Genomic DNA, 16,988 nt, shown 5'->3' with positions numbered 1-16,988 from the left:
ATCTRAGTCAGTTTTACTTCTTTATCAAACAAAGTACAGAATTTCTACAGCAAGATGTAAARGACTATAAAGTTGGCCAAGTCTGGAGGAATCTAAGAAAGCGCCATATCCGTAACTATCAAAAATGGTTATCCCAGGACGCAATMTCCTATCAATCAAAAGAAAAWTACAAGGCATCTACGATTAGTCGGAARCTTGGTGTAATCCGTTCTTATTTGAAATGGCTATACGAAATCCAATATATCCAGGAGCCTCTTCATGTAGAGATTCTAAGCACGGCRGTGAATAAACAACATAAACCAAAGCGTGAGTTATCATATGAGGAAGTGAAGCAGTTGCTTCATTACTATAAGGATAATGAAATTAATTATGCTTTATTATCGGTCCTAGCTACTACGGGATTACGTGTTGCAGAAGTGGCCCATGCAAAGTGGGAAGATCTTGAGTATGATGTTATACGCGGACGTTACTATTTAACAGTAGATACAAAGCGAGATAATGAACGGATTGTTTCTATTAATAAAGAGATTTTTAATCGCATCGTTGCATTTCGAATACGTAGAAGATTGCCTGTAGATATCGGAAATGTAAATGGCGGGACCATATTTCAAACCAAGAACCATACTGCTTATAGAGATAATTATTTATCACAATATATTTCTAAAATCATAAAGGCTACTGAGTTACCCTTTACAGAAAATATTAGAATTACTCCCCACTTCTTCAGACATTTTTATGTACAGTACTTGTATGACTACAAAGGATTACCACCTCATGTCATCGCAGCTGCAGTAGGTCATAAAAATGACCGGACAACAAAAGAAAACTACTTAAAACAAAGATTAACGAAAGATAACGATGCCGGGAATCTAATTTTGGAAGATGAATTTTAATTTTAACGGCTCTATATTAGTATTACAGGACTTCAATACCGGTGTGTTTAGTTATGTAATTTTTATATAACTAAAATTGATTATCCGACCATTAATTTATGTTTATTATTACAAGTATTCATTAGTTCTTCGCCAAGATTCCCTAAAAATTGTCGTATCTATGGGGATCTTGTAGAGCCTTGCTATAATGTAATGGTAACTATATCTTACTTGGGTGTTTTTTCCTAAAGACTTTATCATAATAAAAGGAGCTAGATTCTATATCTTAGCTCCCTGATTTGCAAGTTATTTAATTATAAAGGCTACGATTGCTAAAACGATACACACAATCCCACTTAATAATTGTCCTATTCCAGAACTCTGTCCATTAATTAACAAGTTGAAAAGATTTTTTCTTGTTTGAGTTTTGCCTACGAATGCATCATACTTCTTCATTTTATATACACCCGATAAAATTAATGCTAAACCAATAACGATAAGTACTATTTTTAAAACCACTATATTTACCTCCACTTATTATGTATATGTTGAATTTTCCTCAATCATTTTTTAGTTGTTGTTATAATCGTGGACAATACTCGCCTACAATTTCTAAAAAATCATTATCAATTCTTATAAGTTAATTATTACATTTCAACATTAAATAAACTATCTAATAACCTTACACAAAGATGACAGTTCTGTAAGGATAGAAGAAAACAAACAAGCTATCTACAAAAGCCTGTTTTTCTTGTTGTTGATAAATATACTTTACTTTTTCCATTTCTCTGTTCTCTTTTACAAGTAAGTTCACTAGCAACTCTGTCAATAACCMTACAAGTAAGACAAATATTGTAACAGCAAGATATTTAAAAATATTAGGCTAATAAGCTTTATGAACCTATATTTTCAATCCCGTCTATAGAAATCTTGCACTAAAAATACAATTGTTATGATAACCATGAGACCATTAACTATAAGAGCTATTACAATCGATAATTCCATAGTAGGTAATAACATAATCCATAGTGAAACAATGGATGCAATAAAGGGAACACCCTGCCTTGTTCTTGTTATGCAAAACCCTTCACTTTTTTAAGCTGTGGAATTATTCTACCGATAATTAGCAATAAAGGCGTGGTAGCCAAAACGCCTAACTATCCAAAAGCACTCTCAATAAACCAAGGTAAAAATGGCATGGCTGAAGAAAATATAAATAAGTTCAGTACTAAAAGAAATAATTGAATGAGAGATAATTTTATATGTATTTGTTGCATTTTGTTACACCTCAGAGAAATGAATAAAACTAAAATGGGTCATACAATAAGCATAAGCTGCATAATATGACCCACTTTCACACATCGTACTTCACTCTTTATAAGAGATAAGGTTATTAAAAATCCGTTACTCTACTCAATTTTTATTATACACTTATTTTTGCCATATCTTAGTAATAACTCCCTCGTTGTTCGTTTCAATGTAGTAATCACGATTATTACTATAAACATAACCCTTGAAGTTTTGAGAAATTACACCAGTATAATCAGTATAATACTGTTTTCCGTCAAACCTATAAATTGTATTTCTTACCTTTTCTCCGTATACGCGTAAACTGTCACCTTTGGAGAAGAGATATAGTTGTCCATTGATTTCGTGAACACCTGTTACCTTTTCAGCTTTATCGTTTAGATAGAATGGTATACCATCAATGTCAACAAACCCTATTTGAGTAGCTTGTCCCCAGTCATTAAAATAATATGCTTTTCCGTCAATAGTTTCTGTACCATTCACAGTAGAAGATTTTCCATCTCTAAAATAATATTTTTCTCCACCAGATTCCTTCCAACCGGAATAGTTAGTTCCATCTTCTAAACTAAAATATTTCACTGTATTACCTAATCTGCTGATCCCTAGTGGCTCAAGTACACCATCTTTCCCAAATGGTAATGTTTTATTGTCCAAAGTAACATTAACTGTTCTGTTTAGAGGTTTTCCATCCAACCCAGAAACAAACATAAGCACACCTTCATCGGAAAAACGAAGAGTGACACCTTGATCTTCTAAACGTAGTACATTTGTAGTAGCCTGGTAATCTTTAAAATAATAAATTTTATTATCAATTTCTTTCACGCCTTCTTTAATAAGCGCTCCTGAAGCATCGGAATAGTATAGACCTTTCCATGCTGATTTCTGCAGAACACCGTCATCGTTGAAGTTATAGTACTTCCCATCAATGTCGCCAATTTCGTTTCCTGGAGTCCTGTGATTATCATTTGGATTAAAATAATACGTATTGCCCTCAATTTCTTGCCAGCCCTTTAAAAGAGTTCCTGAAGAATCCGCATAATAATGACTATTATCTCTTTTTATCCAACTATTTGTTATCAATTTTCCAGAATTGTATGCAGTCCATATAGAGCCATCTTTTGCATCAGCTTTGAACTCTAACCCGTCATATGTCTTTCCTTCATGTTTCTTTGTCTCATCTTTCTTACGAGGATGCCAATCAATCAACCAATTATTCCACTCATGTGCTGCAAGGCTAGCTGTGAGTTTACTAGCTTCATTAATATCACCAGTAGTCCACGCTGGTGCACTTTTACCACTTCTAGGAACGTATAAATATTGCCCTTTATTATTTTTTAAAGAAAACTGACCGTCTTTTCGAACAACAAGATCCCATATTTCATCAGAACTGATATCTCCATCATGAGTATAAATCCATTGACTATGATCTCCTGATTTAGATGTAAGATATCTTACTTTCCCATTAAAGACAGATGATATAATAACCTTATTAGATCCCTTTTTAATCGGTGTAATTGTAAAATCAGTCCCTGAATTTGAATCCTCTGCATCTGCTTCATGGACATAATCCCCTGCTTGCAGGTTTATTCCATCATTTATAATTTTTATAGAAATAGGAGAATATTCCCCGTCTTTATGGTTTGTGTAAACATCAAGTGTACGTTTCTTCAAATCCTCACGAGCTTCAGGATCATTCGTAGCATAATTCGAAAGAACGTCTTTGCCAACTGGCTCTGAAGTAATGGTTGCTAACATTCGTTTTTCTTCTGGTAGTTTACTAAAAAGATCCTCATTCACATAACGAACATCACGCAAACCAGAGCCATTAGCAAGAAAATATCCTGGGAATTCTTGTTGTTCAAATCTACCTGCTAACACATTTTTACCACCGCTATTGTTACTTGTTAGATAATAGGTTTTGAAATTCGTAAGTGAAACACCTGTATTTCCTTCATCTAATTGCTTTTGTGTAATATACAAAATATCATGTTTAGATAGTTCTGGTTCATCAGGAGTTAAGTCTACTATTGTACCAGCGTCCTTAATACGAATTTGTTGACCATGTTTGATTGTTTTATATTCGACTTTCCCATTTGGATAAGAAAGTTTAACTGTCTTGCTAAAATTTTTATCTTTATAAAAATCAAACGCACTAATACCAAATTCCCCTTTGTTAAAAGTAGGAGCTTTATAAGCAACGTTTTCCAGACGAGCTGCATAACTGTTCTTTGCGTCTATTTCTTCTAACCATTTCCCAAATGGCTCTTTAAGAAACGCGTCATAGATATCTCCAAATGTTGTAACAATCGTTCCGAACGTATCAACATCTGCTTTTACTTTATATTCTGTTACGGGGCTAGCGCTAAATAAAATCCCCATTGCAATCCCTACAGGAAGGACTTTTCGCATACTTTTTTTTACTTTTCCATTCATAATTGTGCTCCTCACTTTGTGCTACCCTATTTTTTCTATTTATTAAACTGACTTTAACGTTCCAAAGTTTATCTTAGTTTAAATACCTTTCAAAAGTCTTTCGTAAATGTTACAAAAGTCTTACATGAATACCGTATAAAATTCTGAATTTTATACGGTATTCTATATTTTTTCAGCTTGGCCCCATGCTTATTAACCGAAGATTTTTAAGTATCTCCAAAACAAAATTTTTATTTGTAAAATGAATGAAGTAGTAAACCAGAAAGGTTGGCAAAATGCCAGCCTTTCTGGTTTTTTGGATCTCAATTTTTATTTTAATAAATCCATGATAACTAAAAGGAATAGTTTGTCTCGTTCTTATTATACAAAGGCCTTTTCTTTTCTTAAGATATGTCATAGTTACACGAATAAACAATAATAAAGGTGTAGTAATGAAAATTCCAAGTAAACCGAAACTATCTTCAACAAACCAAGGTAAGAACAGCATCCTTGAGAAAGATATAAATAGGTTAAGTACGAGAAAAAATAATTGTATGAGTAGTAATCTCATACTTATGTTTTTGTGATTCATGGTGTTAATCCTTCGCAAAAGTGTATTTTCATACTGTATTATCGGTGATTTACTTATGTATCAATCATTTTATTCCTATCGGTATGTCCAAGTTTAAGAAATTACTTACAAGAGTCTTCAAGTATTTGTATGAGAAGCAATGAAAGGGTTTTGTAACATTTCTGAAAGACTTTTGAAAGGGATTTAAATTAAGATAAACTTACCGATATGAATGTAAATACGTTGGAAACAGTATAAATTAGAAAGTAAGGAGCAAATCCATGAAGGAAAAGATAAAGAGATATATAAAAAAAATTCCCCCTGTAGGAATAGCGATGGGGATTGTATTCAGTTTCAACCCATTCACAAAACATAAAGCAAAAGCAGACGTTGATACAAGAGAAACGATTCTTACAACATTTGGAGATACCTATGATACGTTTCTAAAAGAGCCTTTTGTTATYTWTTTATCCGAACAAAGTGCTAAAAATGATTATMYAGCTAACAATGAAAACCGTGCTTACAAAGCTCCTACTTTTAACAAAGGAGAATTTGGTATTAGTGTGTATGATTATWATAAAAACCAAAACTTTTCTAAGAGAATTAAAMTTTTCTATAAAGATGGGAAAGTTGAATATAAAACGATAAAACATGGTCAACAACTTCTSATTAAGCAAGCTGGTATCATAGTGGACTTAACTCCTGATGCCTCAGATCCATATGAACATGATATGTATTATATTACACAAAAACAATTAGATGACGGGAATACTGGTATTGCGCTTACGAATTGGCAAACATATTACTTAAAAAGTGACAATAGTGGTCAAATGAATGGTCCTTTAGCTCTAAAGTATATTAGACAGGAGTTTCCAAATATAAAACCAGGTAGTGCTTCTTTTGACCTAGAGAAACTTTTTCATGCACTACCAGAAGAGAAACGAAAACTGGCAACATTAACTTCGAATCCAGTAAAAGAATCTGATATTTTTAGTTATACCTCTGATGAGCTTGCTGAGATAAAGAGACGTAAGCTGGCCGCCGTTACACAACATAAAAATGAAGAATGTTCTTCTATTTCTGTGAAAATTAGAAATGGGGATAACGTCTTGCGAACATGGGAGGGGAGTACGGATATTTCTACTTCAGCTAATTGGATCCCAGAAGATAGAAGTATATTTACAATTATTCCAATTGAAAAAGGAACTAACAAGGTGTACATAGAAGCAAATGCAACCTATCTTACATCTGCAAATGGTGAGGTGGCCGTTACAGGATTTCGCGCTTATGGACAAGTATGGACACTTGTTGATTATGGATTTGAAAGCTTCTCTTTAAAAAATAACCACGGACAATATTTATCTGTTCATGATACATCCGTATATCTTACTGACAAGCCTGATAAAAACACTATATTTGCCATTACTATTCAAAAAGATAAATGGAATGAGTGGTTAGCTAAATGGTATTCTAGCAAATAAAATGCAAGTTGATATAACCGCTAGAAGCTTTACAAACATTTTTAACGAGTAACGAACCAACAAGCCCATTTTCTGTACGTTAAGGAAATCGGCTACACAGATCCCTAAGTTGTTTTTAATCAAGCTTTATTTCAAACCAAAAATAATTCGCCCTTACGTTGAGTATATGTATTCAACGTAAGGGCCCTTTTAAATTCATACTTTAATTTTCTTGGTTAAGATAACGTATATATCTCGGCTGAACCCCTACTAGTATCAGTATGTCCAAGTTTACTAGATTTCTTGCACCAAAACCATCCCTAATACAGTGAAAAAGGACACCTTCGCCAGATACTCCTAGCAAGCGTGCCCTTTTACACTTTTCTATCAATGAAACTATTATTTTACTCCTACGTCATTCCAAGCTTTTTGCACAGCTTGATATGTCGCGCTATTAACGCCATCGTAATCAGCAACAGATTGTAATAATGCAGCACGTGCCTTGCTGAAATCACTAGTTGGTGTAAGGTACGTTGTTAAAGCACGGTAGTAGATTTTTTCTGCTTTTTCCTTACCAATAGCATTGATTGTTAAATAAGCAGCTTTATTTGGAATACCGCTATTGATATGTACGCCGCCATTGTCTCCTTCTTCTGTTGGTGGTAAATATTGATAGTCATTCATATGAGCAGGTTGGCCATACTTTTCAGGATTTGATAAGCTGCGAAGTGCATCTCCTGCAACTTTTGGCGTAGTTACAGCTTCTCCTAAATCCCAGTTGGCTGGATCAACGAAATATCCAAATACATCAGAAAAAGATTCATTTAGTGCCCCGGATTGATTTAGGTATTCAAGCTCAGCTGACTTGTCAGTTACCGCATGTGTTAGTTCGTGTGCAACAACATCAAGCGAACCTGAAAGCGGTGCAAATTCAACACCATCGCCATCACCATAAACCATTTGTTGTCCATTCCAGAATGCATTATTGTAGTTGGTTCCAAAATTGATTCCAGAACGAATTGTTGCACCTTTTCCATCAAAACTGTTACGGTTATGAACATTTTTATAATAATCATATACTTTTCCTGCATTAAAATGAGCATCAACTGCAGGAGCTTGGCTCTTATCTATCCAAGCATTATCTGTATCGAATAGAGCGTAATTATCTGGATTTTTCCAATCAGTGCCATGATTAGTTGTAGTTGTCTCAATAACGCCACCATTCATCGGCTTTGTTGTGTCTTTTAAATAGTATTTTCCATATTGACTGCTATAAGTTGTATTCAGGCTTTTTCGATCCCCTAATACGCCGTTGCCATAGCCTTTTTGCGGAGTATCTGCATCTGTAACTGCATTATATGAATTTACAATTGTTCCATCTTCTGCGTTTACATAGATTTTCCAGTTTGCTCCATAAGGTTTAATGAATTGTAATTGTACTTTATAAGTTAAGTAATAATTCCCGTCTTTTTCATAAACAACTAAATCTGCCTTTTCATTTGTAGATTTTACAGTTTCCTTCATTTGTTCTAACGGAGTCCCATTTGTTTCTACAAATGTATCTTTTTTTGCTAGATTAATATGTTTCCATGCATTTGAAAGGGCAGTTTCATTTGAAATCTTTGCCTTTGTATTTCCTTTCAAACGCTCAGCGGCAGCGGGATGTACGTCTCCGTTTACCGTTGTTACTTTGCCATCACGATCTGTATGAACAATGAAACGTGCACCATCAACTGGAACTTTATTAATAGATTGAATGTACACATAATGTTTCATTCCTAAATCATCTGACTTTACTTCTTTCAGTGTTAAGTCAGTTTGTGGGTTGATTTTAAATAATTCTTTATTTTCTTCAAGGAATGATTTTACCGCCTTTTCTGAATCTACTTTTTTATCAGATAATTTTCCTGAAAGGAAAGATGGATTTCCTTGTTCATCATTCCACTTTTTTTGAACGACTTCCATTTTGTCTAAAGCTTCTTGCTGCGATACTTGTTCTGCTGCAAAGGCACTTGAAAATGGAGCACCTAAAACCATTCCGGTTGCTAGTAATGTAACGACGGATTTCTTCATATTTATTTCTCCTCTCAATACTATGTATAATAAAGATGCATCTTATTAAGGAATTATACAGAAAAAACATTATCTTGTTATCATTAATGTAAAATTGCATATTTTTTAAAAATTATAATATTTATAACTTTCTATCCGTTTCTTGTTGGGGTATGGAAATGATTCTGGGTATGAGGGGCCAATCTGTGTTACTTTAGGGGATAATTTGCGTAGTTTTTAAGTGATAAAGGGGTTGTGTAGCAAAAGAACCAAATCACACAATAAACAGTAGCGGACATTAGAAAGGTTAAAAAACACACTTTTTGAGACATAAACAACTATCAACTAATGTAAATATTCCCCCATTATGTCTCCCCTTTACAAAAGGTAACTAATAGTGTAATATTACACTATTAGTAGAAATGAACACTAAAACCCATGAAGGTGATGTTATTTGAATAAAGAAACTGTAATTGATTTGATTTCTAAGAATGCTCGACTGATTCGTCTTGAAAGGGGATATTCTCAAGAAAAAATGGCCACTGTTCTAGGCATTTCTAAAAAGACACTGGTTCAAATTGAAAAAGAAAGAACATCCATTGGTTGGACGAATGCAGTCGTAGTTTGTGCTTTATTTAAGGATAGTCAAATCTTAAAACATATTTTAGGAGAAGAACCTTTTGAAGTAATTGAAACACTAGCTCACGATGGTATGAATACTCCAAAAGTAAAAACATTAGGTGGAAAAATGTTTTGGAATGAGATTGCGAAAAAAGGAAAGTTTCGAGTACAACAAAATGTGATTAGTCAGCATTTTCGTATTTTAGATGATAGTGAGTATCGTTGGTATAGCACGTTCGAAGAGGAAGAAGTCATGAATCGTTTTCACGAATTAACTAATGAGTAATTAAATTTTAAAGGAGTAATTACAATGGAGAAAAACAAGAAAGTCATTATATTAAATAGTCTATTAGTCGGAACTATCATACTAAATCTTTTTATCTTTACTTCACGTATGCGCTTTTTCCCTTGGTTTATTGAAGATGCATGGGGATATTGGGGAGTATTCCTTACTTCACCAATTTTAATAGGTATTTATTTTATACTAAGACATTTTCACAAGCAACAACTAGTCACAAATATAAATAAGACACTCCCATTATTTGTCGCAGTAACATCACTGATTATTGTGTTTTCACAGACAACTGATTTTTTAAATAATATTGCACTTGCAATTAACGTACCTGCAGTATTTTTTGCAGCGTATTTCCTATTCAATCAAAATGAAGGGGAAAAATAATTACGGATTTAGAATATCAATTTATTTTATAAAGCTTGAGCGTTTATCGCATCAAAAAGGAACTCGAGAAAGGAGTATAGGCTCTTTTCTCGAGTTCCTTTTTCTATCTATATGCAATTTATCATTTAAAAACTAAGCAAATTATCTCCTAAAGTTACAAATTACTATTTCTAAAATCAACCTTTATTGTATATTTGGGAGTTACTTGACGTTTCGCCTTTTTCGAACCTGAATAACACTAAGAAAATATAACCGATAATTGTTATAACCAAATAAACAAGTTGTTTTAGGGAGGCTTTATGTTAATCATTAGTGATTTTTTCTTTTTTAATACTCAAATGGCATGATAGACATTAAATGCACCTCTTCAGTTTCTTCTTTAGAATTCGTTACGACTTCGTTATGTTCAAAAGACATACTCGTTAGTATTGCAAATGCTACTAAATTTGCTAAAAAAATTTTTTGCATCTTCTTTTCTCCTCACATGTATTCCTATTAAATATAGCCAAGGGGAATATTTAATAGGAATACAAATACTTATTTTATCATTTGAAGTAAACAAATAATTGTAACAAGGGAAACCCCCTCATTTTTTGAGGGGGCTCCATCGCTTTGCTTGTCCACTTACTGTTGACAGGTATCGTAATATGTTTTCTAATTAACTGCGTGTGTTCTTGGTAATGCTTGCTCAGGGTCTTTTACAATCCAAGGAGTTGAAACAGCTGAACCGTCTGTTCTCTTTAACGTATACTTTGTTACCAGTTGATATACTGTTAATCCTGTGTTTTTACCATCTTTACTTGGAGTATTCTTTACAGTTGTTTCTTCCTTAGAGTCCGTAGTAGTTGTACTAATTTCTGTTTGTAATGTTTTTGAAATACTCGATTTAAGTGCTAGAGATGAGTCTCCAAATTTTAATCCTAAGTCTACTCCAAAGCTCATACCAACCGTTTCAGTCATCTTTTCTTGATCTGTTTTACTTACACCTTTTTTAAGTGTATACTGACGACTGCCACCAGCAGGAATAATGTCTGAATATGCTTTTTCCCAATATTCTTCTTTTACTAAAGTATAATATGGTGAATTGTGTATTTTTGTTTTATCACTCGCATTATTATCCTTTACCATAATTGATGGTATTAAAGCTGCCCCAACAACAACAGACTCTGAAGTTTGAGGTAATTGTTTATCAATAGGATCAATAGGAGGAATACTACTATAATCTGGAGCTTGTGGTCTTTCTCCTACAGTTGGTAAGGTTGGTAATGAAAAAGTACCTCGAGCAGCTGGAATGTGAAATAGCCTATCATTATCAGAAGGATTTGATTCATCCAAATCTACATAATCTAAATATCCACCCGGAACAGACGTCCCCGCCCAAGATGCAACTTTCCCAGTTCCTTGGTTCACAATTTCATAATTATTATTTCCCTTGTCTCGTAAATACCATTGTTCATTAGGGGAACCAGTCCATTTCGTTTGTCGCAAAGCCTGATCATTCAAAACAGGAGCATCACGAACACCATCAGTCCAATAGTAAGCTAGACCACCAAATGTTACAGGTTTTCCACTATTTTTGTTTACAATTGCATATGCTCCTCCATCAAGTGGGAAAAATACAAATTGTTCATTGTCACCACGGCTTCCATTATATAGAGTAATTCCTGCGTTATCAGAGTCCCATCCTTTATTTGGATATGTAAAATTACATATAAATACATATACATCAAGTATTATATATTAGGAAGTAATTCTTGATATTACTATTAATAGATGCTGATTTTATTATGTATATCTTTATACTAGTTTGTTATTCTATGTTATCGATTCATGTAGCGTTGTAATAAGGTTTGATTATAAAGAAATAACTAATCCTTATTTAAGAACAAACATCAAAAACTCCATTTTGAAAAAGTTTGACCAAAATGGAGTCCAGGTATACAGTACTTACCTTCTTTAACGATGGCTTTACGCTTACCTAATTACTACATCAAACGGGAGTTGGGGTGTTTTTCGGTTAGAATCAATACGATATTCTCCAAAACGATTTACATGTACGGTTATATAAGGGCTTAAATACGATATTAATTCTTCATTATATTCACACCCACTTTGTATGTAATGATGAAGAATACGAGATAAAGAAAATACATTATAAAAAATGAGACAATTTGCAACTAAATGATTATATTTAATGATTTTCCGTTGCTTTTCTCGATCATTTTCAGTAATAATTCCATCACCGCCAAAGAGTAACCACTTTGTAAAACCATTAAAAGCTTCTGATTTATTTGTAGCGGATTGAATCGTGCTTCTTAATCCAGCATCAGCCATGTATTGTAATAAGAATGTAGTTCTTATCACCCTTCCAAGTTCTCTAAATGCTTGATATAGCTTATTCTTTTTACTATATGTCCCCAATTTATTTAGGATAGTAGACGGTGTTATTTTGCCTGCTTTAATAGACATAGCTACTCTCATCATATCTGGATAATGATTTTGTATGAGTTCCCAATCGATTTCTCCGGAAAAAAGTTCATTAATATGTTCATATACTTCTTCCTTGCTAGGGCGAAATAGCTTCAAGTCCTTCCAATTCCGAATTCTAGGCATCAACTGAATTCCAAGCAAAGCTGATAACCCAAATACCGTTACGCTTTGCCCTTGTGTATCAGAATGGATAATATCAGGTTGTATTTCTACTTTATCATTCATTAAAATATCTAATATATAGACTCCTTCCCATACTCCACAAGGAATAAAGTTACTGAACAAAGCAATATAGGTATCTGAAACATGATAATATCCTATACCACCATATCCACCATAGCGAATATGATTTTCAGACAACAGATTTTGCTCATATAAATCCCACTTCGTTCCATCAGCTGAAGCACTTTTCCCATCACCCCAATATTTTGGTAGATCAAATTGATTATAGGCATTAATAATATATTGAATCGCTTTATCTAAGGCTTCATGTGTTACATGTCGTTGATTAATCCAAGCAATTTGTTTACGATCAAAAGTACTTAAAGAACGAGCTGTTTGAGTTGGTCCTAAATTACAACCATAGCAAAATACATTGGTAATATAGCGATCAACCGCATGATCTTGCTTTGCATCATAACCAGAAATAGGACCAAAAAAGCGAGTCCAATTTAGCCAATGTTCCGTATCAGCTAAAACATCTAATACATTAATAGGTTCTAATCTTTGGTATATATAAGACTCTAGCTCTTTGAGTTGAGGTGGATATTTCCGTTTTACTAGTTTTTTAATTACCACTTCACCATTTTAATACGTACTTGTTTATTATTATGAAATGATGAATCAACGGCCTGTGTAACAGATTGAAGTTCTTGATTCTCCATAAGAATTCCAAACTTCTACTGTTGGTATCGGTAAAAAGGCTTTTTTAGCAATGTGATGAATAATTGTTTGAGGAATATCTAAAAATTGTGGGAAAAACCCTAGTTTTTGTACGACTTTTATTAACACTAACAACCCCAATTGCTGAACATTTCCCCTTGATTTACATTCAGCCCATTGTATTTCTGCATGTAGCGGTGTATAGGATTCTTCTAAATCCTGTTCTGATAGATTGTGTTTTATTCTAGGATAAATGGTATCTTGAATGCTTGGCATGATTAACCCCTTATTATAATTTTATAATTCTAAATCATTTATATAATAAAACAGGAACCTATCTTATTTCCTGATAGGTTCCTTCCTTAAATGGAAAAAAAATTCAGTCGTGGCGGGTTATTCTTTGAATCGTTTCCGTACCCCTTCTACCGTGATCTAATCTCGAAGTTTCCATCAATAAAAAAGGAACTGACATAGGTCAGCTCCAATCCTAAGCTAACACACCCGTTAATTTAAGTACATTTATTCACAAAAGTGTAACACTTGACAAACTTCTTGTGAAAAATAAAGAATTGCCGAAACAACTTCATTTTTTAATTTGTGAATAAATAGTATTCAATTTTTTCTTCGCTAGTTTGAATATCTTTAATTTTTATTTGGTAGGTAACCATGTTACTATTGCGGTATTTACCTTCTTAGCGCAACAGCTGGCTCAGTATGAATAAGCTTATGACTTGCTATTATGCTTATTACGATGATAACAATAACTGTCACAAGAATAGAAAGCATCRTTTGAGGTATCGTGATAACTAGGCTTAACCCAAAAGTAATACTTACAAGATAGACGCAACTGATTAAGACAGCATTAAAAACAGCTGCCATTCCCGATAACAACATATTTTCGCAGGTTATCATTCTTCGTATTGTACCTTTACTAAAACCTAGTGCAGATAACAGTCCTAATTCCCTATATCTCGAATTTTGTAATTTAACAAGCAGAATAACACTGATAAAGAGACCAATTGCTAAAATCAAAATAGATACTACTAAGAACAGACGGCTAAGGCTGTTAAAGGTATTTTGTAAGGCTGCAATTTCGCTTGAAACATTTTTACTGTCTATATCTTTTGCCTTCAGCATTTCACTCACAGAAACAATATCATCAAAACTTGTCACATCATAACTAATTGAATAACATTTTTTATCCTTATTATTCTTATAAAACTTCTGTTCAACATCACTGCTTACAATGAAATCATCATAGCCAGCATTAAAGATACCGCTTATCTTCAACTTGTACTCTTTTCCTTCATACTTTAATGTGAGTTTTTGACCAATTAAACCTTTGAAATTATTATTGAATTTTTTCGCAAGGCTTGGCGTAAGGGATATTTCATTAGCTCCTCTTTTTGGCATAGTTCCATAAGACATGCTTTCGGTAGCCTTTGGCGTTGGATATTTCTCAATCATTGTTTCAGATTTATCTTCTATGCTTAAAGACACATTATCAATTTTGTATTGATAATAAACATTTTCGATACGCTGATCAGATTTTAACAGTTGAAAAACTGTTCCGTCATCTTCCCCTTTGATGTAGCCATTGTTAAAGGCGGTGTTTTTTTCTTTGAAATCAGCAATAGACTGTTCCAGAATATTCCCTGAAGATAAGGACAACATAAAGGCAAGAATGCCGATAGAAATGGCTAAACTGACCAACATGTATCGCATGAAATGTACTTTGAAATTTTTAAGTCCTCTTTTAAAAGCAGAAACTCTTGCAGTCGGATTAAATGTAACCTTATGTTCGCTTTTTTCAGTGCCTTTAACCACTTTATTATCAGCAACAATTCTACCATTTTCGATAGACATTACCTCATCAGCGAAGTCACAGTTTTTTTGATCGTGTGTGATGACTATGACTAAACAGTCTTTTGATATTTCTTTCAAAATTTTCATTATTTCCGTTGAATTGCTACGGTCTAACGCTCCAGTTGGTTCATCTGCCAAGATAATTGATGGATTGCTAATTAACGCTCTTGCGATGGCAACTCTTTGCTTTTGACCACCTGAAAGATTTTCTATATTTTCATTTGCCTTTGATGACAATCCAAGTTGATTTAAAAGTTTCTCAGCATTATTGATGTATTCTGCTTTCCCCACAGGATGTAACTCTGAGGAAAGCAAGATATTTTCAAGCACGGTATGTCCACTTAAAAGATGATAGTTTTGAAAAACAAAGCCGATATTGTCTCTTCGATATGCACAAAGCTCATCTACTTTCATTCTACTAATTGATGTATCGCCTACGGATATTTCACCGTCATAGGTGCTGTCAAAGCCAGCAAGCATATTAAGAAGCGTACTTTTACCGCTACCTGAAGCACCTACAAGGCATATAAGTCCTTTGCTTGGAAAATCAAAACTCATATTGTCAAAAATAAGTGTTTCATCATACTTTTTTGTAAGATTTTTTATCTGTATCATTATCGATCACCAGTCCTAAGCGCTGTGGATACATTGACTTTAACAAAAGTAGAGATAGTTACTCCAAATGCCACAACTGCAACTCCCACTAACAAAAGTACACCTGTGAACAGCATTTTTGCATTTAAAATATCAACACTAAACTGGGCTTTTGTTACCAAATTGATAAGTGGAGATGTAACAAGCAAGAAAAGAATTGCCGTAGCCATTGCAATGACTGTTTCACTGAAAATGAGTAAGCTTAAATGCTTGTTATTATAACCGCTGATCTTATAAATGGCATATTCTCTTTTTCTCATAATGCCTGTAATAAGAAAGATCGCCATTACCATCACACCTGATAAAAGAGTAATACTAAGGCTTGCAGATTCAGTTTGTTCGGTCGTTTGTGCATTAAGTCTTACAATGTCCTCAACTCGTTCAAAATCGCCAATAGGAACGATACCTTTTGAATTTAACTCATCTTTAATAGAAATCATATCTGCTGGAGTTTTTGCACGAATGATAAAACCCATCTTTTCAGAACGGATTTCCGCTTGTTTTCTCATTTCACCGAGTGCAGTTTTACTAAAAAAGAAAGCATCATCAATGTATTGTTCCATCGTCTTTCCTTCATATTCATATACTAAATTTGCATCAATTACACCAACGATCTTTGCCTTTATTGAAACGTCTTTTAATAAAGGTTCACCACTTTCCAGATTATACATGGAACTATTGAAGGTGATCTCTTTTCCAATTGCTTGTTCATTATCGATACCTAATTTTTTCACAAAGCTTTCAGGAACAACAACCTCATTACTGTTTCCCATAGGCATTTTACCCGATAAAAGTTTGTTAATGTGAGGTACGCTACCAGTACTTTCAACTTTGTATTCTTTTCCATCAACATTGACATTTATATTCTTAATATTGTCTGGTATAAGCACTCCAAATCCAACTCGCTTATCATTTACAAATTGTTCATATAATCCACCTATGTTCTGTGTTACATCTGCCTTTGGTCCCTCATCGTTATTTCCCTCTGTACCGCTTGCACTTGTAAAATTATCAACTACGGTAATGTTCAATATTCCTTTATCATAAGTATCCAATAATTTATCAAACGCTGCCTGACTGCTGTTGTTAATTACACCATTCACTGTTGTAAGCAATAGGAT

Annotated in this window: 12 protein-coding genes and 1 pseudogene; 4 read left to right on the top strand and 9 right to left on the bottom strand. The window is 33.6% G+C overall.

Annotated features, from left to right (window positions below; all coding sequences use genetic code 11):
- On the top strand, positions 1 to 893 hold an 893-nt coding region (locus AC1DTM_RS09680; RefSeq protein ID WP_477000196.1), incomplete at its 5' end, for a tyrosine-type recombinase/integrase.
- Between the two features lie 285 nt (positions 894 to 1,178).
- Here the strand turns inward: AC1DTM_RS09680 and AC1DTM_RS09675 are convergent.
- Positions 1,179 to 1,391 (bottom strand): hypothetical protein, encoded by a 213-nt coding sequence (locus AC1DTM_RS09675; RefSeq protein ID WP_002114555.1) that lies wholly within the window; start codon positions 1,389 to 1,391, stop codon positions 1,179 to 1,181.
- A gap of 912 nt (positions 1,392 to 2,303) precedes the next feature.
- Positions 2,304 to 4,613, bottom strand: a complete 2,310-nt coding sequence (locus AC1DTM_RS09670) for a cell wall-binding protein (RefSeq protein WP_088099306.1) — start codon at positions 4,611 to 4,613, stop codon at positions 2,304 to 2,306.
- 831 nt (positions 4,614 to 5,444) lie between these two features.
- Here AC1DTM_RS09670 and AC1DTM_RS09665 point away from each other — a divergent pair.
- A complete protein-coding gene (locus AC1DTM_RS09665) occupies positions 5,445 to 6,644 on the top strand; it encodes a hypothetical protein (protein WP_477000195.1) in 1,200 nt (399 codons plus the stop codon).
- 378 nt (positions 6,645 to 7,022) lie between these two features.
- Here the strand turns inward: AC1DTM_RS09665 and AC1DTM_RS09660 are convergent, their stop codons facing one another.
- A complete protein-coding gene (locus tag AC1DTM_RS09660; RefSeq protein ID WP_088099303.1) occupies positions 7,023 to 8,696 on the bottom strand; it encodes a M4 family metallopeptidase in 1,674 nt (557 codons plus the stop codon).
- A gap of 433 nt (positions 8,697 to 9,129) precedes the next feature.
- Between AC1DTM_RS09660 and AC1DTM_RS09655 the strand changes: the two genes are divergently transcribed.
- Both AC1DTM_RS09655 and AC1DTM_RS09650 read left to right on the top strand, forming a co-directional pair.
- Entirely contained in the window at positions 9,130 to 9,582 is a 453-nt protein-coding gene (locus AC1DTM_RS09655) for a helix-turn-helix transcriptional regulator (protein WP_088099302.1), read from the top strand.
- A gap of 24 nt (positions 9,583 to 9,606) precedes the next feature.
- Positions 9,607 to 9,975 carry a hypothetical protein gene (locus AC1DTM_RS09650; RefSeq protein ID WP_088099301.1) on the top strand — a complete coding sequence of 123 codons (369 nt, stop codon included), beginning with the start codon at positions 9,607 to 9,609 and terminating at the stop codon, positions 9,973 to 9,975.
- A gap of 327 nt (positions 9,976 to 10,302) precedes the next feature.
- Here AC1DTM_RS09650 and AC1DTM_RS09645 read toward each other — a convergent pair whose 3' ends face one another.
- From AC1DTM_RS09645 to AC1DTM_RS09620, 6 genes and pseudogenes are all read right to left on the bottom strand, one after another.
- Entirely contained in the window at positions 10,303 to 10,443 is a 141-nt protein-coding gene (locus tag AC1DTM_RS09645; RefSeq protein WP_165762441.1) for a hypothetical protein, read from the bottom strand.
- Between the two features lie 186 nt (positions 10,444 to 10,629).
- Positions 10,630 to 11,664, bottom strand: a pseudogene (locus AC1DTM_RS09640) (RICIN domain-containing protein); the annotation flags it as partial.
- Between the two features lie 285 nt (positions 11,665 to 11,949).
- Positions 11,950 to 13,263, bottom strand: a complete 1,314-nt coding sequence (locus tag AC1DTM_RS09635) for a transposase (RefSeq protein ID WP_246908225.1) — start codon at positions 13,261 to 13,263, stop codon at positions 11,950 to 11,952.
- Positions 13,264 to 13,308: 45 nt separating this feature from the next.
- Entirely contained in the window at positions 13,309 to 13,623 is a 315-nt protein-coding gene (locus tag AC1DTM_RS09630; RefSeq protein WP_106408185.1) for a DUF4158 domain-containing protein, read from the bottom strand.
- Positions 13,624 to 14,031: 408 nt separating this feature from the next.
- Positions 14,032 to 15,828, bottom strand: coding sequence for an ABC transporter ATP-binding protein/permease (locus AC1DTM_RS09625; protein WP_477000194.1), 1,797 nt, complete (start codon positions 15,826 to 15,828; stop codon positions 14,032 to 14,034).
- Positions 15,828 to 16,988 (bottom strand): FtsX-like permease family protein (locus AC1DTM_RS09620; RefSeq protein WP_477000193.1); only part of this gene is annotated, 1,161 nt, incomplete at its 5' end. The genes AC1DTM_RS09625 and AC1DTM_RS09620, both read right to left, overlap by 1 nt.

The sequence above is a fragment of the Bacillus sp. P4_D3 genome, assembly GCF_056401855.1.
Note: the sequence above shows the minus strand (reverse complement) of the source record. Positions and strands in the feature narration are given on the sequence as shown.

Coding starts and splice junctions, on each gene's coding strand:
- AC1DTM_RS09670 (WP_088099306.1), bottom strand. CDS start 4,613: ATGAATGGAAAAGTAAAAAAAAGTATGCGAAAAGTCCTTCCTGTAGGG.
- AC1DTM_RS09660 (WP_088099303.1), bottom strand. CDS start 8,696: ATGAAGAAATCCGTCGTTACATTACTAGCAACCGGAATGGTTTTAGGT.
- AC1DTM_RS09650 (WP_088099301.1), top strand. CDS start 9,607: ATGGAGAAAAACAAGAAAGTCATTATATTAAATAGTCTATTAGTCGGA.
- AC1DTM_RS09645 (WP_165762441.1), bottom strand. CDS start 10,443: ATGCAAAAAATTTTTTTAGCAAATTTAGTAGCATTTGCAATACTAACG.
- AC1DTM_RS09630 (WP_106408185.1), bottom strand. CDS start 13,623: ATGCCAAGCATTCAAGATACCATTTATCCTAGAATAAAACACAATCTA.